We start from the raw sequence: 20,648 nt of genomic DNA, 5'->3' as shown, positions 1-20,648 counted from the left end.
CGAGGGGGCTCTTGGGTGGACGGATCAGAGGCGACCGACTGGATCTCGGCTCTCGCGACGATCGGAGCCCTCGGCGCAGCCGTCTGGGCGGTCGTCGTCTCCCGCCGACTCCATCGCGTCGAGACGGACCGCGATGCGGTGTCGGCGGAGCGGGCGAAGCGCGAGCAGGCATCCGGGATCGCCGCCTGGTGCGTCGGCAGGTCCGCGGAGGACGAGCGACAGCGCCGCGGACTGCTCCTGCACAACAGCTCGGACGCCCCGGTGTTCGAGGTCGAGGTGAACAGCACCTACGCACCGCGCAAGTCGCACGAGCCTCAGCGGTTGGCTCCGCTCCGACTCGCGATCCTGCCTCCCGGCGACTACGTCGTCTTCGGCGACACCACATACCCCTGGACCCTGCCCGTCGAGCGGACCGCCCGATCGGAGGAGGCCGTCCCCATCATGAACAACCCGGGCTGGACCGTCACCGAGATGTCCTTCCGCGACGCCCACGGCCTCCGTTGGCGCCGGACGGGCGGCTCGCTGCACGAGGTCACGACCACGTCGTGAGGGCAACGATGCCCGGCTGCAGGTTCGGTCGGGCCGACGGCCTCGATGCCGAGACGAGCGAGCCGGTTCAGCCCCGACTCTGTCCCCCGGTCTCCTCGAGCATGCCGAGCGCCACGGCATCGTCGTGCTGATGTCGGCGGAGGACGCCCGCGCGACCCGCCGACTGGTCGCCTCGATCGTCGTCGGCACGCACCTCCTGGTCGCCCAGTCGAGCTTCATCCTCGCCGACGTTCTGCACCGAGTGAGATCACGTTGCACCGAGTGAGCGCACGCGTCCGGATCCGGCGATCAGCCGAGCGCATGCGTCCAGCTGCCGAGCTTCCCGGCGCTCTCCTCCGCGGGCACCGCTCCAGTGGCGACGCCGATCACGAGGTCGTACGCCTCATCGTCGGGCGCGTCGAGATCGAGCCCGTTCAGCCCGAGGAAGACCACGGCCGAGAGCCAGCCGAGCCGCTTGTTCCCGTCGACCAGCGGATGGTTGCGGACGATCGACTCGAGTAGTACCGCTGCCTTCAGATGGATGCCCGGGTAGGCCTCGCGGCCGTAGAGCGAGGACTGCGGTCGGTGAGCGGCGGAGTCGAGGAGTCCGAGATCGCGCACCGACGCTACTCCGAGGTCCTCGGCGATCGCGAGCAGATCCTCGAGTCCGAGGTAGCGCACTACTGGGCGAGCCGGTCGAGCAGCGCCGCGTACCGCTCGCGCCCGCGGGACGAGAGCTCGGCGACATCTGCCCGCTGCACTCGGCGATCCGCCGCCTCGAGGATCGCGCGCACCGTCGCCTCCTGCTTGCTGATGCCCTGCGAGTCGGCGAGAGCCGCGAGGGCGCGCTCCTGCTCGTCGGTCAGCCTCAGTGTCATCGCCATGCGTCGATGATACCAGCGTGATACCACGCCGCACTCAGCAGCCCGCTGTGGGTGCCGTCGCCGCGCCCACACTCCGGCTCGTGGAAACAGCTCCGGCTCGCAGGAATCCACGGATTCTGCGAGCCGAAAGCGGTTCGACGAGCCGGAGCCCGACTACACGTTGAAGCGGAACTCCACGACGTCGCCGTCCTGCATCACGTAGTCCTTGCCCTCGATGCGGGCCTTGCCCTTCGAGCGGGCCTCCGCGATCGACCCGGTCTCGACGAGGTCGTCGAACGAGATGATCTCGGCCTTGATGAAGCCCTTCTGGAAGTCGGTGTGGATCACGCCGGCCGCCTGCGGGGCGGTCCAGCCCTTCCCGATCGTCCAGGCGCGCGTCTCCTTCGGGCCCGCCGTGAGGTAGGTCTGCAGGCCCAGCGTGTCGAAGCCGATGCGCGCGAGCTGGTTCAGGCCCGACTCCGTCTGGCCGGTCGACTCGAGCATCTCGGCGGCGTCGGCCTCGTCGAGGTCGATCAGCTCGGACTCGATCTTGGCGTCGAGGAAGATCGCCTGCGCGGGAGCGACCAGCGCCGACAGCTCGGCCTTCCGGGCGTCGTCCGTCAGCACGGCCTCGTCGACGTTCAAGACGTAGATGAAGGGCTTCGCGGTCAGGAGCCCGAGCTCGCGGATCGGCTCGAGGTCGATCGTGGTCGCCGACAGCGGCTTGCCGGAGTCGAGGAACTCGCGCGCCTTCTTCGCGGTCTCGAGCACGATCGGCTCGATCTTCTTGCCCTTGAGCTCCTTCTCGTAGCGCGCCTCGGCCTTCTCGAGGGTCTGCAGGTCGGCGAGGATCAGCTCGGTGTTGATGGTCTCCATGTCGCTGGCGGCGTCGACCTTGCCGTCGACGTGCACGACGTCCGAGTCCTCGAAGCCGCGGATGACCTGCGCGATGGCGTCGGCCTCGCGGATGTTGGCGAGGAACTTGTTGCCGAGCCCCTCCCCCTCGGAGGCGCCGCGGACGATGCCGGCGATGTCGACGAAGGAGACGGGAGCGGGCAGGATGCGCTCCGAGCCGAAGATCCCGGCGAGCACCTCCAGTCGCGGGTCGGGCAGGTTCACGACTCCGACGTTGGGCTCGATCGTCGCGAACGGGTAGTTCGCCGCGAGCACCGTGTTCTTGGTCAGTGCGTTGAAGAGCGTCGACTTGCCGACGTTGGGGAGACCGACGATTGCGATAGTGAGAGCCACGGGCATCCATCCTACGGCGTGGCGGCGCAGGCCCCCGCGTGCCTTTCCCGGCCGCGTCGGAGGTGCGTGAGAGGGTGAAGCGTGCCCATCGACTTCACCGCCATCGATTTCGAGACCGCCAACTCCCACGGGGCCTCCGCCTGCTCGGTGGGGCTCGTGAAGGTCCGCGACGGCCGCGTCGTCGACCGCGCGGGGTGGCTCATCCGCCCGCCGTTCGGCTTCGACGACTTCCTCGAGTGGAACACCCGGATCCACGGCATCCGCAAGGCGGACGTGCACGGCGCCCTCGGCTGGAGCGACCAGTTCGCCGACCTCGCGGCGTTCGCCGGCGACGACGTCTTCGTCGCGCACAACGCCGGCTTCGACATGAGCGTCATCCGGGCCGCCTGCGCGGCGACGGAGCTCGAGCACCCCGAGTACGACTACCTCTGCTCGCTGCAGCTCGCCCGCAAGACCTACGAGCTCGAGTCCTACCGGCTGCCGTTCGTGGCGCGCGCGGCCGGCTTCGAGGATTTCCGCCACCACGACGCCTCGGCCGACGCCGAGGCGTGCGCGGCGATCGTCGTGCACGCGGCAGCGCGCCACGGAGCGCGCAGCATGGCCGAGCTGGGCGAACTCGCCGGCATCACCGTCAAGCGCCTGCGCCCCGCCGCTCCCGTCGCCGCCTGACGCCGCTCATCCGGCGCGCGGGTCGCCGAACCAGTCGCTGAACAGGCGCCAGAAGTTGCGATTGCCGTACGCCGAGCACGCATCGCCCTCGCCGTACAGGTTCTCGAGCGCCGCCGCGTTGGGCTGATAGGGCGTGTAGTAGTAGAGCCCCGCGGTCGCCGCGTTCTCGATCAGCACCGGAGCCGTGCCGCAGCTCGCATCGGGTGAGTACTGCACCTCGCTCACCTCGCCGACGGGGTACCAGTCGAAGCTGCTGTCCGGGTTCGCGTAGCGCTGGAACTGCCACGCCGCTCCGTAGACCTGGCCGAAGAAGCCGAAGTAGTCGCTGTCGCAGTCGGCCGTGTCGGGGCAGCCGTAGCCCGTCGCGCTGCGGAACTGCCGCTCCCCGGGGGACGGATCGGTCACCAGCGACTGCTCCTTCTGCAGCAGCACCAGGAGCACCGCGGGGCTGACGTCGCAGGCGGCTCCGACCGACCCGATGATCTCGGCCGCCGAGCGCCCCGGGCCTCCGACGTACGCGGAGCACTGCTCGTCGGCCGCCACGTCGCCCGTGTCCTCCGCGTAGTCGCGCAGGCAGGGCACGTCCTCGCCCTCGCACTCGAGCACCCGCGCGTCCAGGAACGCCTGGATCGCGGTCGGCGCGAGAGCGTCGCCGTCGAAGAACACTGCGTCCGACACGATCTCGCCGGGGTCGAAACCCGACGCGTCGGCTCTCGGCACGAAGTCCGTCCACAACCGCACCTCGGCGACCGACGACGGCGTCGCGGCCGACCCGCCGAGATCACTCGCACCGGACAGCAGCACCGCCGCCGCGAGCGACGCGAGAGCGGCCGCCCCTCCCCGGCGCCCACGGACGGCGCGCGGGGAGGTCGGCGTACTCATCCCTCCACGCTAGCGGCGACCCCCGACGGGGTCGGCCGCACGGCGTGACCCGGGATCAGCCGCAGGGCGTGAGCCGCGCGACCGAGTCCGACAGCGTGTTCGTGCTGCCCAGCAGGACGACCCTCTTCGCGCCGAAGCGCGCGATGTCGTCGAGCACGGCCCGCGGGACGCAGTCCCTCGGCACCGCGAACAGCGGGCTTCCGCTGTAGCCCGCAGCCGTGGCTCCTGCGAGTGCGTCCGGGTAGTTCTCGCCGGTCGCCAGGAGCACGGTGCTCGCCTTCTGGAAGGCCGCCGCGTTCAGCTTCTCGGAGGTGTCGTAGCGGTCGGTGCCGCCGATCCGCGTCGAGGCGATCGGGAGCGTCCGCTTGATGCCGTCGCTGACCGAGAGCGCGCTGCCGGCGATGGTCAGCGTCTTCACGCCGAGCCGGGTGACGACGATCTTCGTCGCCGGGTCGGCCGCGGGGAGACCGCCGTTGACGAGGATCACCGGAGCGTCGACCGAGCCGGCCGCCGCACTCGCGCCCAGCGCGTCCGGGAACTTCTCCCCGGTGGCGAGCCACGCCTTCGAGGAGCCCTGCGGGAACGCGTAGGCGATGATCTTGCGCGAGGTGTCGTAGCGGTCCACTCCGCCGATGCGCTGGATGGACTTCGTGTAGCGGGCCAGCTCCCGGCCGAGGGAGTCGCTGACGCTCTGCGCCGAGCCGACGACGACGATCTTTGCGGGCTTCAGGCGGGCCAGCTCGTCGCGGACGGGCTGCGACATGGAGTCGCGGTCGACCAGCAGCAGCGGGCCGCCCTGCTTGGCGGCGGCCGGAGCGGCGCTGAGCGCGTCCGGGAAGTTGCCGCCGGTGGCGATGTAGACGACGGGCACGTTGGCCTTGAACGTGGCCTGCGAGATCTTCACCGCGGTCTCCTGGCGGTCCTTGCCCGCGAGGCGGTCGACCTGCAGCGTCCCCTGGCCCCCGACGCTCGAGCAGCCGAGGTCCTTCGACCCGGGGCCGCGCGAGTCGCCCGACCCGACCCAGCGGTTCCAGTCGACGGAGGCGGCGCTCACGCAGACCGTGTAGGCGCCGGACTGGGAGGCGGGGGCGGTCACGGTGAAGCCGTGGTTCCCGCCCGCAGCGGGGAGCTGTCCCGGGATGTCGCCGCGTCGGCTGTCCGCCGTCACCGTGCGGACGGTCCTCTCGCCGTTGGGTGCGGTGATCGTCACCGTGGTCGCGAGGGCCGCGCGCTGCGTGGTCGGGTCGACCGTCCACCCGGAGGCGGTGAGCACACCGCCCGAGATCCGCGGCGCGTCGACGCGGCCCACGGGTGCGGCTCCGGCGTTCGCCAGCGAGCCGCTCCAGTCGCTGAAGATGTACCAGAAGTTGATGTTGCCGTAGCTCGCGCAGGCCTGGTTCCCCGTGTTGGTCAGGGCGTACTCGTTGGGCTGGTACGGCGTGTAGTAGTAGAGGTTCGCCGTGGCCTGGTTGCGCACCGCGACCGGCGACGAGCCGCAGGACGCGTCGGGGTGGAACAGGATGTCCGGGGTCGTCCCCGCCGCGTACCGGCTAAAGGACTGGTCCGATCCGACCGGGTTCGCGTACTTCTTGAACTGGCGCGCCGCTCCGTAGACCTGCGTGAAGAAGCCGGCCGAGCCGGTGTCGCAGCCGGAGCCGTCGGGGCAGTTGAAGCCGGTGGCCTGGTTGTAGAGGCCCACGGTCGGACGGGTCGTGGTGACCAGGCTCGTCTCCTTCTGGACGAGCACGGCCAGGACGAGCGGGTTGATGCCGCAGGCCTCGCCGACCCGCGCGAAGATCGACGCCGCGGACTCGCGGGAGCTGCCGCGGTACTCGCGGCACATCGGGTCGGCCGCCTTCGTCGGCGTCGACTGGCTGAACTCCTTCAGGCAGGGCACGCCGTCGTTCGTGCCGGAGCAGGCGCTGCCCTTGTCGTTCAGGAGCGCCTGCATCCCGGAGGCGCTCTTCGCGCCGCTGTCGAAGAAGACGGCGTCGCTGAAGATGAAGCCGGCTCGGAAGCTCTTCGTGCTGCTGGCCGGGTACTGGACCTTCAGGTCCCCCGGCGCGCCGTCGGCGACGTCGACGCCGGCGTCGGCCGCGCCCGGCTCGACGAGGACGGAGGCGGGCGGCAGGACGTCCTCGGCGGCCGAGGCGGCGGTGACCGGGACGAGAGCGGTGCCGAGCCCGACGGCGACGGCGAGAGCGGCAGTGAGTAGGCGCGATGATCGGCGGTGATTCCCCATGATCGCGAAGTCTACGAGGAGTCCGAGGACGGTCTTGTCCCTCATCAGGGCGCCGCGCCGATGACCGCGTGCTCAGTGTCGGACGTCCGTGGTGTCATCGCGGCATGGACACCTCCTTCCTCCTCGGACTCGTGATCGGCGCTCTCCTGGCCGGTCTGGCCGTCGCGCTGTGGGCGCGCTCCCGCACGCCCGATCAGGCGCTCGCGCTCGAGCTCGCCACCGCGAGCGCCCGGGCCGACGGGCTGGAGGAGCGGCACGAGGCGGTCGTGGAGCAGTACCGCGAGCAGGTCGGCACGGCCCGCGAGCAGGTGCGCGAGCTCCAGGAGCAGCTCCGCGCCGTGGCCGAGCGCGAGCGGCACGACGCGCGCATCCTGCAGACCCTCTCCCCCGTCGCCGAGAGCCTGCGCGGGATGCAGGAGGCCGTCCGCCGGCTCGAGAGCGAGCGCGCGGAGCAGTTCGGAGCGATCACCGAGCAGCTGGAGGGGCAGCGCGCGGCGGGCGAGCGGCTCCGCTCGACGACCGAGACCCTCGCGTCAGCGCTGCGCTCGAACAGCAGTCGGGGTGCCTGGGGCGAGACGCAGCTGCGCAACGTCGTCGAGGCGGCGGGGCTCGTGCAGCGCGTCGACTTCGACGTGCAGTTCGGCATCGAGGGCGAGGGGGGCCGCGGTCGCGCCGACATGGTCGTCCGCCTGCCCGGCGGCAAGGCGATCGCCGTCGACGCGAAGGTGCCGTTCGACGCCTACCTCGAGGCGAGCGCGATCCCCGCCGGTGCGGGTGCCGACGAGGAGGCGCGCCGCACGGCTCTCCTGCGCGCCCACGTGCGCGCCCTGCGCGGCCACATCGACGCCCTGGCGGCGCGCTCGTATTGGTCCGGGCTGCCGGCCAGCCCCGAGTTCGTGATCGCCTTCGTCCCGAGCGAGCCGCTGCTCGCGAGCGCGCTCGACTCCGACCCGACGCTGCTCGAGTACGCGTTCCGCAAGCGCGTCGCCCTCGCCTCGCCCGTCACCCTGTGGTCGGTGCTGAAGACGGTCGCCTACACGTGGCAGCAGGACGTGCTGACCGACGACGCGAAGCGGCTCCTCGACCTCGGCAAGACCCTCTACGCGCGCCTGAGCACGCTCGCCGACCACGCGGAGGGGCTGCGCCGCTCGATCGAGAGGACGGTCGACTCCTACAACGCGTTCGCCGGCTCGCTCGAGAGCCGGGTACTCGTGACCGCGCGCCAGTTCGACTCGCTCGACGAGACGCGCGTCATCGCCCCCGCGCAGGGCGTCACGTCGTCGCCGCGGCGGCTCACGGCCGTCGAGCTGGTCGAGTCGGAGAGCCTTTCCGACGAACGCAGCGCCTGAGCCGGCGTTCCGGAACGGCAAAGGGGCCCGGCGCCGCAGCGCCGAGCCCCTCCGGGTGGAAAGACGAGCGGCTAGATCCACTTCTCCGCGAGGTGCTGCGCGGTCACGCGGCGGATGGTGCCCGAGCGCGAGCGCAGGACGATCGACTCCGTCGTGATGACGTGCCCCTCCTTGCGCACGCCCTTCACGAGCCCGCCGTTGGTCACGCCCGTCGCGACGAAGTAGGTGTTGTCGCTGCGGACGAGGTCGTTCGCGTGCAGGACCCGGTCGAGGTCGTGGCCGGCGTCGATCGCGCGCTGGCGCTCGTCGTCGTCCTTGGGCCGCAGGATCCCCTGGATCACGCCGCCCAGCGCGCGGATCGCGCAGGCCGTGATGATGCCCTCCGGCGTTCCTCCGATGCCGACGCACATGTCGAGGCGCGAGTCGTGACGGGCCGCGTTGATGCCGCCCGCGACGTCGCCGTCGAGCAGGAGGCGCGTGCCGGCGCCCGCGGCGCGGATCTCCTCGATCAGCTTCGCGTGGCGCGGGCGGTCGAGCACGGCGATGCGCATCTCGTCGACGGGCTTCCGCTTGGCGCGGGCCAGGGCGCGGATGTTCTCGCCGATCGGGCGCTCGATGTCGATGATCCCGACGCCCTCGGGCCCGGTGACGATCTTCTCCATGTAGAACACGGCGGACGGGTCGAACATCGCGCCGCGGTCGGCGACGGCGATCATCGAGAGGGCGTTCTGGCGACCCGCGGCGGTCAGCGAGGTGCCGTCGATCGGGTCGACGGCGATGTCGGCCGACGGGCCGGAGCCGTTGCCCACGTGCTCGCCGTTGTAGAGCATGGGCGCGTTGTCCTTCTCGCCCTCGCCGATGACGACGACCCCGTCGAAGTTGACGGTGCCGAGGAAGGTGCGCATGGCGTCGACGGCGGCGCCGTCGGCGGCGTTCTTGTCGCCCTTGCCGATGAACGGCACGGCGCGGATGGCCGCGGCCTCGGTGGCCCGGACGAGCTCCATGCCGAGGTTGCGATCAGGGTGGAGGTAGAGCGAGTCGTGGTCGGTATCGGTCACAGCGCGGAGTCCTTCGCGTTCGAGTTCGTGCAGACGGCGTCGTCGCAGGACCCGCGAGAGCGGGTCCCCATCCCGCTCGAAGCCTAGCGGAGGCCCCGCTCGCGCCCCGGGGGAAGGCCCGCACCCGCCTCGCTAGACTCGACCGCGTCGCGGGCCTCGCCCGACCCCCTCCCGTTCATCCGTCAAAGGAGATGCCATGCCCGTCGCTACCCCGGACCAGTACGCAGAGATGCTCGACAAGGCGAAGGCCGGCGGTTTCGCCTACCCCGCCTTCAACGTCTCGTCCTCGCAGACCATCAACTCGGTCCTCCAGGGCCTCACCGAGGCCGGTTCCGACGGCATCATCCAGGTCACCACGGGTGGCGCCGACTACTTCGCCGGCCACACCGTGAAGAACCGCGCGGCCGGAGCGATCGCCTTCGCGAAGTTCGCGACCGAGGTCGCCAAGAACTACCCGGTGACCGTCGCGCTGCACACCGACCACTGCCCCCAGAACGCGCTCGAGGGCTTCGTCTACCCGCTGATCGCCGCCTCCGAGGAGGAGGTCAAGGCCGGTCGCGAGCCCCTGTTCCAGTCGCACATGTGGGACGGCTCGGCCGTGCCGCTGGACGAGAACCTGGCCATCGCCAAGGAGATCCTCCCCCGCATCAAGAACATCAACGCGATCCTCGAGGTCGAGATCGGCGTCGTCGGCGGCGAGGAGGACGGCGTCTCGCACGACATCAACGAGCACCTCTACACGACCCTCGACGACGCGATCGCGACCGTCGAGGCGCTCGGCTTCGGCGAGCAGGGCCGCTACATGGCCGCGCTGACCTTCGGCAACGTACACGGCGTCTACAAGCCCGGCAACGTGCGCCTGCGCCCGGAGCTGCTCCGCGAGATCCAGGACGGCCTGCAGGCCAAGTACGGCACCGACGCCCTCCCGCTCGACCTCGTCTTCCACGGCGGCTCCGGCTCGACCGACGAGGAGATCGCCGAGGCGGTCCGCAACGGCGTCGTGAAGATGAACATCGACACCGACACCCAGTACGCGTTCAGCCGCTCGATCGCGGACACCGTGCTGAAGAACTACGACGGCTTCCTCAAGGTCGACGGCGAGGTCGGCAACAAGAAGGTCTACGACCCGCGCGCCTGGGGCAAGATCGCCGAGACCGCCATGGCCGCGCGGGTGGCCGAGGCGACCCGTCAGCTCGGCTCCGCCGGCAACTCCGGGAAGTAGGCGGACGCTCCGTGACGAACGCACACGACCAGCCGGGCGGCGCCGACCGCCCGAAGCCGCAGTACGGCGAGTACGCGCCTCCCGGCTGGTCGTGGAACCCTCCGGCCGAGACCGTGGTCCCGGATCCGCGCGGCTCCGAGACGGAGCCCCGGCCCGCGACCGCCGGCGCGAAGCCGGGCGTCGCCCACCCGGTCGACCGCCTGCTCACGATCATCCTGCTCGCGCTCGGCGTCTTCTTCGCCGTGCCGACGCTGCTCGATCCGTCGAGCTTCGCGACGACGCTGTCCGACCTCTACGCGAGCCAGGGCATCGGCACCTACGCCTCGCCCGACCTGGCGCGGACGCTGGGCGTCGTCACGGCGCTCGTGCAGTCGCTGATCGTCGCGTTCGCCGTCTGGATCTCGGTCCGGCGGCTTCGGGCGGGCAAGCGGGCCGTCCTCGTCCCGATCCTCGGGATCGCGGCGACGATCGTCCTCTCGATGGTCGTCGCGGGAATCGCGATCCTGGGCGACCCGACCTTCGCCGACTACGTCTCGCGCCTGTCGAGCCAGGGCGCCGCCGGGCTCGACGCCTGACCCCCTCGCACGGACGAGGCCGCCGCCCCCTCGGGGACGGCGGCCTCGTCTCGTGTCGCCGGACGGACCGGCGTCAGTTCGCGGCGGGCGCCGTGACGCGGCCGCCGATGGCGCGGGCGTCGCGCTTGCCGGCGACGTCCTTCCGGAGCTCCTTGGGGAGCGAGAACATCAGGTCCTCCTCCGCCGTCTTGACCTCTTCGACCTCGCCGTAGCCCGCGGCGGCCAGGTCGTCGAGCACCTCGCGCACGAGGACCTCGGGCACCGACGCGCCGCTGGTGACGCCGACGGTGCGGATGCCGTCGAGCCACTCCTGCTTGATCTCGCTGGCGTAGTCGACGCGGTAGGCGGCCTTGGCGCCGTACTCGAGCGCGACCTCGACGAGGCGCACCGAGTTGGAGGAGTTGGCGGAGCCCACCACGATCACGAGTTCGGCGTCGGCGGCGACCTTCTTGATCGCGACCTGCCGGTTCTGGGTGGCGTAGCAGATGTCGTCGCTGGGCGGGTCCTGCAGGTTGGGGAAGCGCTCGCGGAGGCGGCTGACCGTCTCCATCGTCTCGTCGACCGAGAGCGTGGTCTGCGAGAGCCAGACGACCTTGTCGGGGTCCTTCACGACGATGGTGTCGACCTCGTCGGGGCTGCCGACCAGGGTCACGTGGTCCGGAGCCTCGCCCGCGGTGCCCTCGACCTCCTCGTGGCCCTCGTGGCCGATCAGGAGGATCTCGAAGTCGTCGCGCGCGAAGCGGACCGCCTCGCGGTGCACCTTGGTGACGAGCGGGCAGGTCGCGTCGATCGCCTGGAGGTTGCGGTCGGCGGCGCCCTGCACGACCGCCGGGGAGACTCCGTGCGCGCTGAAGACGATGTGCGAGCCCTCGGGGACCTCGTCGACCTCGTCGACGAAGATCGCGCCCTGGCTCTCGAGCGTCGAGACCACGTGCACGTTGTGCACGATCTGCTTGCGCACGTAGACCGGAGCGCCGTAGTGCTCGATGGCCTTCTCGACGGCGACGACCGCGCGGTCGACTCCGGCGCAGTAGCCGCGCGGGGCGGCGAGGAGCACGCGCTTCGCGCCGTCGACGGGGACGTCGCGGAGACGCCCGGTGGCGCGGGGCATGCGCGGCATGGGCAGGCTGATCGAGACTTGACTCACCCCCTGATTCTATGCGCTCCCGGCTGAGCGGAGGCCGATGCGCTGTCGGAGGCATCCCGTACGGTGGTCGACGCGGGCAGCCCCCGCCACTCCCCGCCCGCCCGAGCGAAGGCACCGATGACAGACGCCCCTCCCACCGCCGAGAACCCGTGGCCGGTCGGCCTGCTCGCGAGCAAGCTCAAGGGCTGGATCGAACGGCTGGGCACCGCGTGGGTCGAGGGCGAGATCACCCAGTGGGGGGTCTCGGGCGGCAACGTCTACGGCAAGCTCAAGGACGTCTCAGGCGATGCCACGGTCGGGTTCACGATCTGGTCGTCGGTCCGCTCCCGCATCCCGGCCGATCTGGCGCAGGGCGCCCGCGTGATCGCACTCGTGAAGCCGAACTACTGGCTCAAGGGCGGAACGCTCACCATGCAGGTGTTCGAGATGCGCCACGTGGGCCTCGGCGACCTGCTCGAGAAGCTGGAGCGGCTGCGGCGGCAGCTCGCCTCCGAGGGGCTGTTCGAGCCGGGTCGCAAGAAGCGCCTCCCGTTCCTCCCGCACGGCGTGGGCCTGATCACGGGCAAGGACTCGGACGCGGAGAAGGACGTGCTGCGGAACGCGCAGCTGCGCTGGCCCGCCGTGCGCTTCCGGGTCGTCCACGCTGCGGTCCAGGGGGATCGCACGGTGCCCGAGGTGCTGTCGGCACTGCGCGCCCTCGACGCCGACGAGAGCATCGACGTCATCGTGATCGCCCGCGGCGGCGGCGACTTCCAGAACCTCCTCGGCTTCAGCGACGAGTCGCTCGTGCGCGCCGTCGCCGCCTGCTCGACGCCCGTCGTCAGCGCCATCGGCCACGAGGCCGACCGGCCGCTCCTCGACGACGTCGCCGATCTGCGCGCCTCGACGCCGACCGATGCCGCCAAGCGCGTGGTGCCCGACGTGTCCGACGAGCTCCTCCGGGTGCAGCAGGCGCGCCTGCGGATGACCACGCGGGTGAGCGGGCTCGTCTCGCACGAGGTCGACCGGCTCTCGCAGCTGCGCTCGCGCCCCGTGCTGGCGAATCCCCGCGTCCTGGTCGACCAGCGCTCGGAGGAGCTGACCCGCTGGGTCGCCCGCGGCGCCGAGCTCGTCGAGCGCCGGATCGAGCGCGCGCACCTCGAGGTGGAGCGCCTGCACGGGCATCTGCGCGCCCTCTCGCCGCAGCACACGCTCGACCGCGGCTACGCGATCGTGCAGAACGCCGCGGGTCATGTCGTCCGCGCTGCGAGAGACGCCGAGGCGGGCGAGGCGCTCGTCCTGACGCTCGCGGAGGGCGCCGTCGCCGCTCGCTCCGAGGGGTCCGCCGCCGACCCCGCCGGCCGCGGCTGACCCTCCGCCCGACCTCCCCCGCCGCGCCTGCCCGGGCGCACCGATCGATAGGATCAAGACCATGGCCGACGCCCGCACCGACTCCCCTGCTCCCGAGGGACTCGATTCCGACGTCTCCGGTTTCAGCTACGAGCAGGCCCGCGACGAGCTCGTGCGCGTGGTCTCCGAGCTCGAGCAGGGAAGCTCGACCCTCGAGCGCTCCCTCGCCCTCTGGGAGCGCGGCGAGGCACTCGCGGCGCGCTGCGAGGAGTGGCTGATCGGCGCCCGCGCCCGTCTCGAGGCCGCCCGTTCCGGATCGAGCGCCGGATGAGCCGCCGTAAGGAGCCGAGGGTCGTCGCCGAGCTCGGCCGCCCCGAGACCCCCGCCGAGATCGCAGCGCGCAAGGCCGAGAACTCCCGGCTCTACCGCCAGCGCAAGACCGTCAACAACCTGGTCTTCTCGCTGCTCGCGACGGTCGGAGTCGTGGCCCTCATCGTGCTGATCGTGCCCCGCGGCGACGGCACGGAGCGCCCGGCGATCGACGTGCCGCTCGTCGCCTCGCAGCTCCAGCTCGGCGAGACCGAGACCCTCGCCGTGACCCGCATGCCCGACGACTGGTCCGCGAACGCCGCCGAGCTGCGCACCGACGGCGGCATCGACTACTGGTACGTGGGACTGCTGACGCCGGCGCCCGACTCCGGCTACATCGGCCTCAGCCAGGGCTTCGACGCCGACGACGCCTGGGTCGCCCGGCAGCTCGACCGCGCCGCGGCCACGGGCGTCGAGCGGATCGACGGACGCGAGTGGACGGTCTACGACCGCCGCGACTCGGGCCAGGACACCGGCAACACGCCCTACGCACTCGAGACCACCGAGGGCGCCAGCACCTACCTCGTCTACGGAACCGCTCCCGTCGAGCGGATCCGCGAGGTCGTCGACGCCGTCTCGCCCCAGATCGGCCAGGAGGAACAGTGAGCATCCACGACGACGCCCTCGGCGGCGACGCCCCGCAGACCATCCCGGTGCCGCGCGAGTCCCGCCCGCCCGCGTGGGTGTGGAAGGAGATGCTGCGCGGCAACCAGCGCTTCGTCGCCGGCGAGCCCCGCCACCCGCGGCAGGACGTCGAGCGACGCGCCGAGCTCGCCGCCGCGCAGCGTCCGCTCGCCGCCCTCTTCGGCTGCAGCGACTCCCGCCTCGCCGCCGAGATCATCTTCGACCTGGGCCTCGGCGACCTCTTCGTCGTCCGCAACGCCGGGCAGGTCATCGCCGACTCCATCCTCGGCTCCCTCGAGTACGCGGTCGCCGTGCTGGGAGTGAAGCTGATCCTGGTCCTCGGGCACGACGAGTGCGGCGCGGTGAAGGCCGCGATCGAATCGCAGGCCCCGGGTGCGCAGCGCCTCCCGCCGCACATCGAGCACCTCATCGAGCCGATCATCCCCGCGGTCCGCCGCGTCGTCGGGCCTCAGCCGGACGGGCGCGTGCTCGTCGACCCGTCGGCCACCGACGCACTCGTCGTCGGCCGGGAGCACCTGCGCGACACCGTCGCCGAGATGCTCCAGCGGTCGCCGCTGATCGCCGACGCGGTCGCCTCGGGCTCGCTCGCGGTCGTCGGAGCGAACTACCGCCTCTCCGACGGCACGGTCGTCTCGGACGTCGTGCTCGGCATCGATCCTCCCCAGCTGAGCCCCTACCTCTCCGAGCAGGAGCGCACGCCCAGCACCCTTCCGTCCGGCGCGTCGACCGACGCGACGGAGTCCGGCGCCGAGTAATCGGCCCCGGCGAACAGCACCGATCAGACAAGGACGAACACAGCGTGGTGGATCACCTCCCGACCGACTCCGGCGACTTCCGCATCGAGCACGACACGATGGGCGAGGTGCGCGTTCCGCGGAACGCCCTGTACGCCGCGCAGACGCAGCGCGCCGTCGAGAACTTCCCGATCTCGGGAGCCGGACTCGAGCCGGCCCAGATCGCGGCTCTCGCGCGCATCAAGAAGGCCGCGGCGCTGGCGAACGCCGAGCTGGGCGTCCTCGACGCCGACATCGCGGGGGCGATCGCCGACGCGGCCGACCTGATCGTCGCGGGCGGGTACGACGAGCACTTCCCGATCGACGTCTACCAGACCGGCTCGGGCACGTCCTCGAACATGAACATGAACGAGGTGCTCAGCAGCCTCGCGACCACCGCGCTCGGGCGCGCGGTCCACCCCAACGACCACGTCAACGCGTCGCAGTCCTCCAACGACGTGTTCCCCACCTCGGTGCACGTCGCCGTGACGGGCGCGCTGATCGAGAACCTCATCCCCTCCCTCGAGCACCTCGCCGAGGCGCTCGAGACCAAGGCCGAGCTGTGGTCCGAGGCCGTCAAGTCGGGCCGCACCCACCTGATGGACGCGACCCCCGTGACCCTCGGGCAGGAGTTCGGCGGCTACGCCGCGCAGATCCGACTCGGCATCGAGCGCGTGCAGTCGGCGCTCCCCCGCGTCGCCGAGGTCCCCCTGGGCGGCACCGCGGTCGGCACCGGCATCAACACCCCCGCCGGATTCCCGCAGAAGGTCATCGCGCGCCTCGCGGAGGAGACCGGCCTGCCCGTCACCGAGGCCCGCAACCACTTCGAGGCCCAGGGCGCCCGCGACTCGCTCGTCGAGGCGTCCGGCGCGCTGCGGGTGCTCGCCGTCAGCCTCACCAAGATCAACAACGACCTCCGCTGGATGGGCTCGGGCCCCAACACCGGGCTCGGCGAGCTGCACATCCCCGACCTGCAGCCGGGCTCCTCGATCATGCCCGGCAAGGTCAACCCGGTGATCCCGGAGGCGGTGCTCATGGTCTGCGCCCGCGTCATCGGCAACGACGCCACCATCGCCTGGGCGGGCGCCTCCGGAGCCTTCGAGCTGAACGTCGCGATCCCCGTCATGGGAACCGCTCTGCTCGAGTCGATCCGCCTGCTCTCGAACTCGTCGGTGCTCCTGGCCGACAAGACCGTCGACGGTCTGGAGGCCAACCTGGAGCGCGCCCGCGCCCTGGCCGAGTCCTCGCCCTCGATCGTCACGCCGCTCAACAAGGTCATCGGCTACGAGGCGGCCGCCAAGGTCGCGAAGAACTCCGTGGCCAAGGGCATCACCGTCCGCGAGTCGGTCATCGACCTCGGCTTCGTCGAGCGCGGCGAAGTCACGGAGGAGCAGCTGAAGAGCGCCCTCGACGTGATGAGCATGACCCACCCGGGATGAGTTCTCTGGTCCGTCCTGCGCACGCGCAGGACGGACCGCGGTCGGCTTCTCGGGACGGATGCCTTCCGCAGAGCGTCCTGCGTTCGGCTAGAGCAAAACGCTGGCACGCCTTTCACGGGTTCGCCTTGAAGGCGTGCGGCTGGGCATCCGCAGGTAGATCGGTCGTCGACGGTCGGAGTCGGGGCTTCCCGGTCGCGGAGCATCGGGAGAGCCAGGACTCCTCAGCGCGAGGTCGTCACTCCGCTGGGGGCAGGGGGCCGAGCCAGGCGGTCGCGAAGGTGGAGTGGGCGGACTCGTCGTCGGACGGGTGGAAGAGGCCGGCGAGGACGTCGCGGTACAGGCGCGAGAGTTCCGAGCTCCGCGAGTAGGCCGACCCGCCCGCCACGCGCACGGCGCTCTCCACGATCCGCAGAGCCGCCTCCGTCGTGCGGATCTTGACGCCCACGAGCGACGGCAACCAGTGCGCGCCGCGGTCGACGAGGGCGTCGACGTCGGCGGCGGCCGAGCGCAGCGGAGCATCGAGACCGTCGAGCAGGATCGCCGCGTCCGCGACGCGCCACCGGACGTCGGGGTCGTGCGCGAGGGACCGCCCTCCCGCCTTCCTCGACGTGCGCCGCGCCGCGGACTCGACCGCCAGCGTGAGCGCGCGCTGCGCGATCCCGAGATAGACGGAGGCGATCAGGAGCTCGAACGCCGCGAAGATCGCGAAGACCAGCGGATCCGCGTTCGGCCCCACGGGCAGCGACCGGAACATCCGCCCGGCCGGGATCTCGACGCCGTCCAGGATCGTCGTGCGGCTCTGCGTCGCGCGCATGCCGAGCGTGTCCCAGTCGTCGCGCGTTCCCAGGCCCGCGACGGGCGACTCCGGAGTGTCGCGATCGACGAAGCCGTGCACCAGCCGCGGCTCCGGACCGCTGTCGTCCCGCCCGAAGACGCCCAGCCGCGTCCACGCGGGCGAGAGCGAGGTGAACACCTTCGTCCCGGTGAAGCGATGGCCACCGCCCGGCAGCGGCTCGGCACGGGTCAGGGAGTCGAAGAGCACGAGATCGTTGCCCGGCTCGCTGTTCCCGAAGGCAAAGACGTGGCCGGCGGCGGCGTCCACGAGAACGTGCTCCAGGGAGGAGTCGCCCCGGTCGCGCAGGATCTTCGCGACCCCGGTCCAGACGAGGTGCATGTTGACGGCCAGCGCGGTGGCCGGCGCCGCGGTCGCGAGCCGGGCCTGCTCCGCCGCCGCCTGCTCGAGACCGAGCCCCGCACCGCCCAGCTCGGACGGCACGAGCAGCGCCAGGTAGCCGATCGCGCGCAGCTCCTCGAGGTCCTCGGCGAAGAAGGCGTTGCGCTCGTCGTAGTCGGCGGCGCGGAGGCGGAAGCGCTCGAGGAGCGCGTCGTCGAGGATGCTCACCCGGTCCACGCTACGCCCGTCGACCCGCACGGCCGCCGCAAGAGCTGCCTGCGGCTCGCAGAACCGCGTCCGGCACGCAGCGATCCGAGGATCCTGCGCGCCGGACGCTGTCTCGCGAGCCGGACGACCGACGCGGGTCAGGCCAGCTCGTTCGACTCCAGCATCTCGGTCACCAGCGCCGCGATCGCCGAGCGCTCCGAGCGGGTGAGCGTGACGTGCGCGAACAGCGGGTGCCCCTTCAGCGTCTCGATCACGGAGGCGACGCCGTCGTGACGGCCGACCCGCAGGTTGTCGCGCTGGGCGACGTCGTGGGTCAGCACCACCCGCGAGTTCTGCCCCACACGGGACAGGACGGTCAGCAGCACGTTCCGCTCGAGCGACTGCGCCTCGTCGACGATCACGAACGCGTCGTGCAGCGAGCGCCCGCGGATGTGCGTCAGCGGCAGGACCTCGAGCATCCCGCGCTCGATCACCTCGTCGAGCACGTTCTGCGACACCAGGGCACCGAGCGTGTCGAAGACCGCCTGGGCCCAGGGGTTCATCTTCTCGGCCGCGTCGCCCGGCAGGAAGCCGAGGTCCTGACCGCCGACGGCGTACAGCGGGCGGAAGACCATGATCTTCTTGTGCTGGCGCTTCTCGAGCACCGCCTCCAGTCCTGCGCACAGCGCCAGCGCCGACTTGCCGGTGCCCGCACGGCCGCCCAGCGAGACGATGCCCACCTCCTGGTCCAGAAGGAGGTCGATCGCGAGCCGCTGCTCCGCCGAGCGCCCGTGCAGCCCGAAGACGTCGCGGTCGCCGCGCACGAGCGTGATCTGCCGCTTGCCGGTCACTCGCGCGAGCGCCGAGCCGCGATCGGAGTGGACGACGAGACCCGTGTTGATCGGGATCCCCTCGACCGCGTCGGTGAAGAGGCGCTCCCGGTCGTAGAACTCGCTCATCGCGCCGCCCTCGAGCGTGATGTCGTCCATTCCGGTCCACCCCGACTCCGGAGCGAGCTCGGCGAGGTACTCCTCGGCGGCGAGGCCGATCGACGCCGCCTTGACGCGCATCGGCATGTCCTTGGACACGACGGTGACGGTCGAGCCCTCGTTGGCGAGGTTCATCGCCACAGCGAGGATCCGCGCGTCGTTGTCGCCCAGTTGCAGCCCGCTGGGCAGCACCGACATGTTCGAGTGGTTGAGCTCGACGCGGAGGGTGCCCCCGTTGCCGACGGCGATCGGGAAGTCGAGGCGCTCGTGCTTGATGCGCAGCTCGTCGAGGTGCCGCAGCGCCTGGCGCGCGAAGTAGCCGATCTCGGGATCGTGGCGCTTGCCCTCGAGCTCGCCGATCACGACGATCGGCAGCACGACGGCGTGCTCCGCGAACCGGAACATCGCCATCGGATCGGAGAGCAGCACCGAGGTGTCGAGCACGTACGTGCGGAGGAGCTGATCGGAGGACCCGGTCGAGCCGTGCTGCGGTCGGCGGTGGACGCCGCCCTGCGCTCCGGCCTGCTGGTCCATACCCTGGGGAACTGTCACGACGACTCTCCACACCCCGGAGGCTCGAACGCCCCCGGCTCATGCTGCGAAGCCGGCCCTCCGGTGCGTCTCGGCACCGCGCAGTTCCCTCTCACCGATCTGCGCGATGTCGAGCCGTTCCCTCGGGTCCGTCTCGACCAGGCGCTTCACCTGATGACTCGAACATAACCCCGCGAATGACATCCGTGTGGTTCGAGTGTGTAACCAGTGTGTGAACGCCGGGCGCAGGTCAGAAGTCGGCGCCCGTGCCGGCCGAGACGAGAGCGGCCCGCAGGGCGGCCAGCGTCTCGTCCGTGGTGCTGGCGTGGGGGCTGAAGCGGACCGTTCCCGGCCGGAGGCGCGCGGTCACTCCGTGGACCTCGAGCGACGCGGCCAGCGGAGCGAGCTCCTCCGGGGCCGGTTCGACGACGACGATGCCCGCGCGGTCGCGCTCGTCGCGCGAGCTCGTCACGGCGAGGCCGAACTCGTCGGCGAGATCGATCACGGCGCTGACCCGCTCGGCGATCACCGCGGCGATCGCGGGCACTCCCACCGCCGCGATGTCCTCCAGCGCCCCGGCGAAGCGCGCCTGGGCGATCGGATCCGGGTTCGTCACGCTGTAGGCGCGCGCGCCGGAGGCAGGCGGTGCGACCTCGTCCCAGGGTTCGACGGCGTCGGATCCCGTCCAGCCCGAGAGCACCGGCGAGAGCCGCTCGAGCGCCCGCTCGCCGAGGGCCAGGAAGCCCGTGCCCCAGCCCGACCGCACCCACTTCTGACCGCCGGACACGACGACGTCGGCCGCGGCGTACGGTGCGTCGACGACTCCGAAGCCCTGGATCGCGTCCACGATCAGCAGGCGATCGCCGATGACCTCGCGGAGCGCGCCGAGGTCGGCGAGGTGGCCCGTCCGGGAGTCGACGAGGCTCACGGCCACGGCGACCACGTCCGGAGTGAGAGCGTCGCGCACCGCCTCCGGAGTCACCCGACCGCCCTCGGTCGGCAGCCAGACGGGCGACACCGCCCCGAGCGCCTGCTGCGCACGCACCGCGGCGTAGGGCAAGCTCGGGAACTCGGCGGAGGAGAGCAGCACGCTCCCCCGCAGACCGAGCATCGTGTGCAGCAGACCCGTCGACGTGTTGGGCTGGAAGACGACCTGCTCGGCCGGCAGCTGGACCAGGGCGCCCACGGCGGTGCGCACCCGCTCGTCCTGCCGCTGCAGCTCGTCGAGGGCCCGGCCCGCCTGCAGGAGCTGCGTCGCCGCCTCCTGCTCGGCCACGGCCGTCGCCGAGATCGGGCCGACGCGGGCGAAGTCGAGGTAGCCGGTCTCCTCGGCGAAGGCTCCGAGGTACTCGTCCATCGCGAGGGTGTTCGTCGTGCTCATGCCGGCCCTTCCGGTCGGTGGTGGCGCG

General features: G+C 71.5%; 21 protein-coding genes. 11 read left to right on the top strand and 10 right to left on the bottom strand.

All coding sequences use genetic code 11. The features are described from left to right. Positions 1-15 precede the first annotated feature (15 nt). Complete coding sequence (locus C1I63_RS11595; RefSeq protein WP_055788432.1) at positions 16-549, top strand: hypothetical protein; 534 nt, start codon at positions 16-18, stop codon at positions 547-549. Between the two features lie 130 nt (positions 550-679). After that, entirely contained in the window at positions 680-814 is a 135-nt protein-coding gene (locus C1I63_RS20300; RefSeq protein ID WP_268788501.1) for a hypothetical protein, read from the top strand. Positions 815-837: 23 nt separating this feature from the next. Here the strand turns inward: C1I63_RS20300 and C1I63_RS11590 are convergent, their stop codons facing one another. From C1I63_RS11590 to ychF, 3 genes are all read right to left on the bottom strand, one after another. Next, positions 838-1,209 (bottom strand): type II toxin-antitoxin system death-on-curing family toxin, encoded by a 372-nt coding sequence (locus C1I63_RS11590; protein WP_055788429.1) that lies wholly within the window; start codon positions 1,207-1,209, stop codon positions 838-840. Beyond that, complete coding sequence (locus C1I63_RS11585) at positions 1,209-1,412, bottom strand: hypothetical protein (RefSeq protein WP_055788426.1); 204 nt, start codon at positions 1,410-1,412, stop codon at positions 1,209-1,211. The genes C1I63_RS11590 and C1I63_RS11585 overlap by 1 nt, the downstream gene beginning before the upstream one ends. 153 nt (positions 1,413-1,565) lie before the next feature. Beyond that, entirely contained in the window at positions 1,566-2,639 is a 1,074-nt protein-coding gene (ychF, locus tag C1I63_RS11580; protein ID WP_107574878.1) for a redox-regulated ATPase YchF, read from the bottom strand. An 81-nt stretch (positions 2,640-2,720) separates the two neighbouring features. Here ychF and C1I63_RS11575 point away from each other — a divergent pair, with 81 nt between their 5' ends. Next, on the top strand, positions 2,721-3,308 hold the full coding sequence (locus tag C1I63_RS11575) for an exonuclease domain-containing protein (protein WP_107574877.1): 588 nt from the start codon (positions 2,721-2,723) through the stop codon (positions 3,306-3,308). 6 nt (positions 3,309-3,314) lie between these two features. On the opposite strand, the gene C1I63_RS11570 is transcribed toward C1I63_RS11575, so the two are convergent. After that, positions 3,315-4,190: a hemagglutinin gene (locus C1I63_RS11570; RefSeq protein WP_107574876.1), complete on the bottom strand. Its 876-nt coding sequence runs from the start codon at positions 4,188-4,190 to the stop codon at positions 3,315-3,317. A gap of 55 nt (positions 4,191-4,245) precedes the next feature. Further along, positions 4,246-6,477 (bottom strand): cell wall-binding repeat-containing protein, encoded by a 2,232-nt coding sequence (locus C1I63_RS11565; RefSeq protein ID WP_107574875.1) that lies wholly within the window; start codon positions 6,475-6,477, stop codon positions 4,246-4,248. Positions 6,478-6,536: 59 nt separating this feature from the next. Between C1I63_RS11565 and C1I63_RS11560 the strand changes: the two genes are divergently transcribed. Then, positions 6,537-7,781 (top strand): DNA recombination protein RmuC, encoded by a 1,245-nt coding sequence (locus tag C1I63_RS11560; protein ID WP_107574874.1) that lies wholly within the window; start codon positions 6,537-6,539, stop codon positions 7,779-7,781. A gap of 71 nt (positions 7,782-7,852) precedes the next feature. Here C1I63_RS11560 and glpX read toward each other — a convergent pair whose 3' ends face one another. Further along, a complete protein-coding gene (gene glpX, locus C1I63_RS11555; protein ID WP_416351479.1) occupies positions 7,853-8,839 on the bottom strand; it encodes a class II fructose-bisphosphatase in 987 nt (328 codons plus the stop codon). Positions 8,840-9,035: 196 nt separating this feature from the next. Here glpX and fbaA point away from each other — a divergent pair, with 196 nt between their 5' ends. Together fbaA and C1I63_RS11545 are read left to right on the top strand one after the other, a co-directional pair. Beyond that, the gene (fbaA, locus tag C1I63_RS11550) at positions 9,036-10,061 is read left to right on the top strand and encodes a class II fructose-bisphosphate aldolase (protein ID WP_055788354.1); all 1,026 of its coding nucleotides are present in this window, start codon (positions 9,036-9,038) and stop codon (positions 10,059-10,061) included. A gap of 11 nt (positions 10,062-10,072) precedes the next feature. Next, positions 10,073-10,636, top strand: coding sequence for a DUF6264 family protein (locus C1I63_RS11545; RefSeq protein ID WP_107574873.1), 564 nt, complete (start codon positions 10,073-10,075; stop codon positions 10,634-10,636). A gap of 73 nt (positions 10,637-10,709) precedes the next feature. Here the strand turns inward: C1I63_RS11545 and C1I63_RS11540 are convergent, their stop codons facing one another. Then, positions 10,710-11,756 carry a 4-hydroxy-3-methylbut-2-enyl diphosphate reductase gene (locus C1I63_RS11540; protein ID WP_107574872.1) on the bottom strand — a complete coding sequence of 349 codons (1,047 nt, stop codon included), beginning with the start codon at positions 11,754-11,756 and terminating at the stop codon, positions 10,710-10,712. A 144-nt stretch (positions 11,757-11,900) separates the two neighbouring features. On the opposite strand from C1I63_RS11540, the gene xseA reads away from it, so the two are divergent. From xseA to C1I63_RS11515, 5 genes are all read left to right on the top strand, one after another. After that, positions 11,901-13,133 (top strand): exodeoxyribonuclease VII large subunit, encoded by a 1,233-nt coding sequence (gene xseA / locus C1I63_RS11535; protein WP_107575836.1) that lies wholly within the window; start codon positions 11,901-11,903, stop codon positions 13,131-13,133. A 61-nt stretch (positions 13,134-13,194) separates the two neighbouring features. Further along, the gene (locus tag C1I63_RS11530; RefSeq protein WP_056866773.1) at positions 13,195-13,443 is read left to right on the top strand and encodes an exodeoxyribonuclease VII small subunit; all 249 of its coding nucleotides are present in this window, start codon (positions 13,195-13,197) and stop codon (positions 13,441-13,443) included. Beyond that, the gene (locus C1I63_RS11525; protein ID WP_107574871.1) at positions 13,440-14,087 is read left to right on the top strand and encodes a DUF4245 domain-containing protein; all 648 of its coding nucleotides are present in this window, start codon (positions 13,440-13,442) and stop codon (positions 14,085-14,087) included. Before C1I63_RS11530 ends, C1I63_RS11525 begins: the two co-directional genes overlap by 4 nt. 89 nt (positions 14,088-14,176) lie before the next feature. Beyond that, complete coding sequence (locus tag C1I63_RS11520; protein ID WP_082481110.1) at positions 14,177-14,881, top strand: carbonic anhydrase; 705 nt, start codon at positions 14,177-14,179, stop codon at positions 14,879-14,881. Positions 14,882-14,925: 44 nt separating this feature from the next. After that, a complete protein-coding gene (locus tag C1I63_RS11515) occupies positions 14,926-16,338 on the top strand; it encodes a class II fumarate hydratase (RefSeq protein WP_280523121.1) in 1,413 nt (470 codons plus the stop codon). 235 nt (positions 16,339-16,573) lie between these two features. On the opposite strand, the gene C1I63_RS11510 is transcribed toward C1I63_RS11515, so the two are convergent. The 3 genes from C1I63_RS11510 to C1I63_RS11500 form a co-directional block, all read right to left on the bottom strand. Next, positions 16,574-17,749, bottom strand: coding sequence for an acyl-CoA dehydrogenase family protein (locus tag C1I63_RS11510; protein ID WP_107574870.1), 1,176 nt, complete (start codon positions 17,747-17,749; stop codon positions 16,574-16,576). A 128-nt stretch (positions 17,750-17,877) separates the two neighbouring features. Further along, positions 17,878-19,242 carry an RNA 5'-3' helicase PhoH2 gene (phoH2, locus tag C1I63_RS11505; RefSeq protein WP_107574869.1) on the bottom strand — a complete coding sequence of 455 codons (1,365 nt, stop codon included), beginning with the start codon at positions 19,240-19,242 and terminating at the stop codon, positions 17,878-17,880. A gap of 247 nt (positions 19,243-19,489) precedes the next feature. Beyond that, on the bottom strand, positions 19,490-20,620 hold the full coding sequence (locus C1I63_RS11500; RefSeq protein WP_244907049.1) for an aminotransferase class V-fold PLP-dependent enzyme: 1,131 nt from the start codon (positions 20,618-20,620) through the stop codon (positions 19,490-19,492). Positions 20,621-20,648 lie beyond the last annotated feature (28 nt).

Source organism: Rathayibacter caricis DSM 15933, assembly GCF_003044275.1.
Lineage (GTDB): Bacteria > Actinomycetota > Actinomycetes > Actinomycetales > Microbacteriaceae > Rathayibacter > Rathayibacter caricis.
This window is presented reverse-complemented; position numbering and strand designations above follow the sequence as displayed.

Excerpts from the sequence above, each read along its gene's own strand:
- C1I63_RS20300 (WP_268788501.1), top strand. The coding sequence starts at position 680 with ATGTCGGCGGAGGACGCCCGCGCGACCCGCCGACTGGTCGCCTCGATC.
- C1I63_RS11585 (WP_055788426.1), bottom strand. The coding sequence starts at position 1,412 with ATGGCGATGACACTGAGGCTGACCGACGAGCAGGAGCGCGCCCTCGCG.
- C1I63_RS11570 (WP_107574876.1), bottom strand. The coding sequence starts at position 4,190 with ATGAGTACGCCGACCTCCCCGCGCGCCGTCCGTGGGCGCCGGGGAGGG.
- C1I63_RS11565 (WP_107574875.1), bottom strand. The coding sequence starts at position 6,477 with ATGAGGGACAAGACCGTCCTCGGACTCCTCGTAGACTTCGCGATCATG.
- C1I63_RS11560 (WP_107574874.1), top strand. The coding sequence starts at position 6,537 with ATGGACACCTCCTTCCTCCTCGGACTCGTGATCGGCGCTCTCCTGGCC.
- fbaA (WP_055788354.1), top strand. The coding sequence starts at position 9,036 with ATGCCCGTCGCTACCCCGGACCAGTACGCAGAGATGCTCGACAAGGCG.
- C1I63_RS11540 (WP_107574872.1), bottom strand. The coding sequence starts at position 11,756 with ATGCCGCGCATGCCCCGCGCCACCGGGCGTCTCCGCGACGTCCCCGTC.
- xseA (WP_107575836.1), top strand. The coding sequence starts at position 11,901 with ATGACAGACGCCCCTCCCACCGCCGAGAACCCGTGGCCGGTCGGCCTG.
- C1I63_RS11530 (WP_056866773.1), top strand. The coding sequence starts at position 13,195 with ATGGCCGACGCCCGCACCGACTCCCCTGCTCCCGAGGGACTCGATTCC.
- C1I63_RS11525 (WP_107574871.1), top strand. The coding sequence starts at position 13,440 with ATGAGCCGCCGTAAGGAGCCGAGGGTCGTCGCCGAGCTCGGCCGCCCC.
- C1I63_RS11520 (WP_082481110.1), top strand. The coding sequence starts at position 14,177 with ATGCTGCGCGGCAACCAGCGCTTCGTCGCCGGCGAGCCCCGCCACCCG.
- phoH2 (WP_107574869.1), bottom strand. The coding sequence starts at position 19,242 with ATGGACCAGCAGGCCGGAGCGCAGGGCGGCGTCCACCGCCGACCGCAG.
- C1I63_RS11500 (WP_244907049.1), bottom strand. The coding sequence starts at position 20,620 with ATGAGCACGACGAACACCCTCGCGATGGACGAGTACCTCGGAGCCTTC.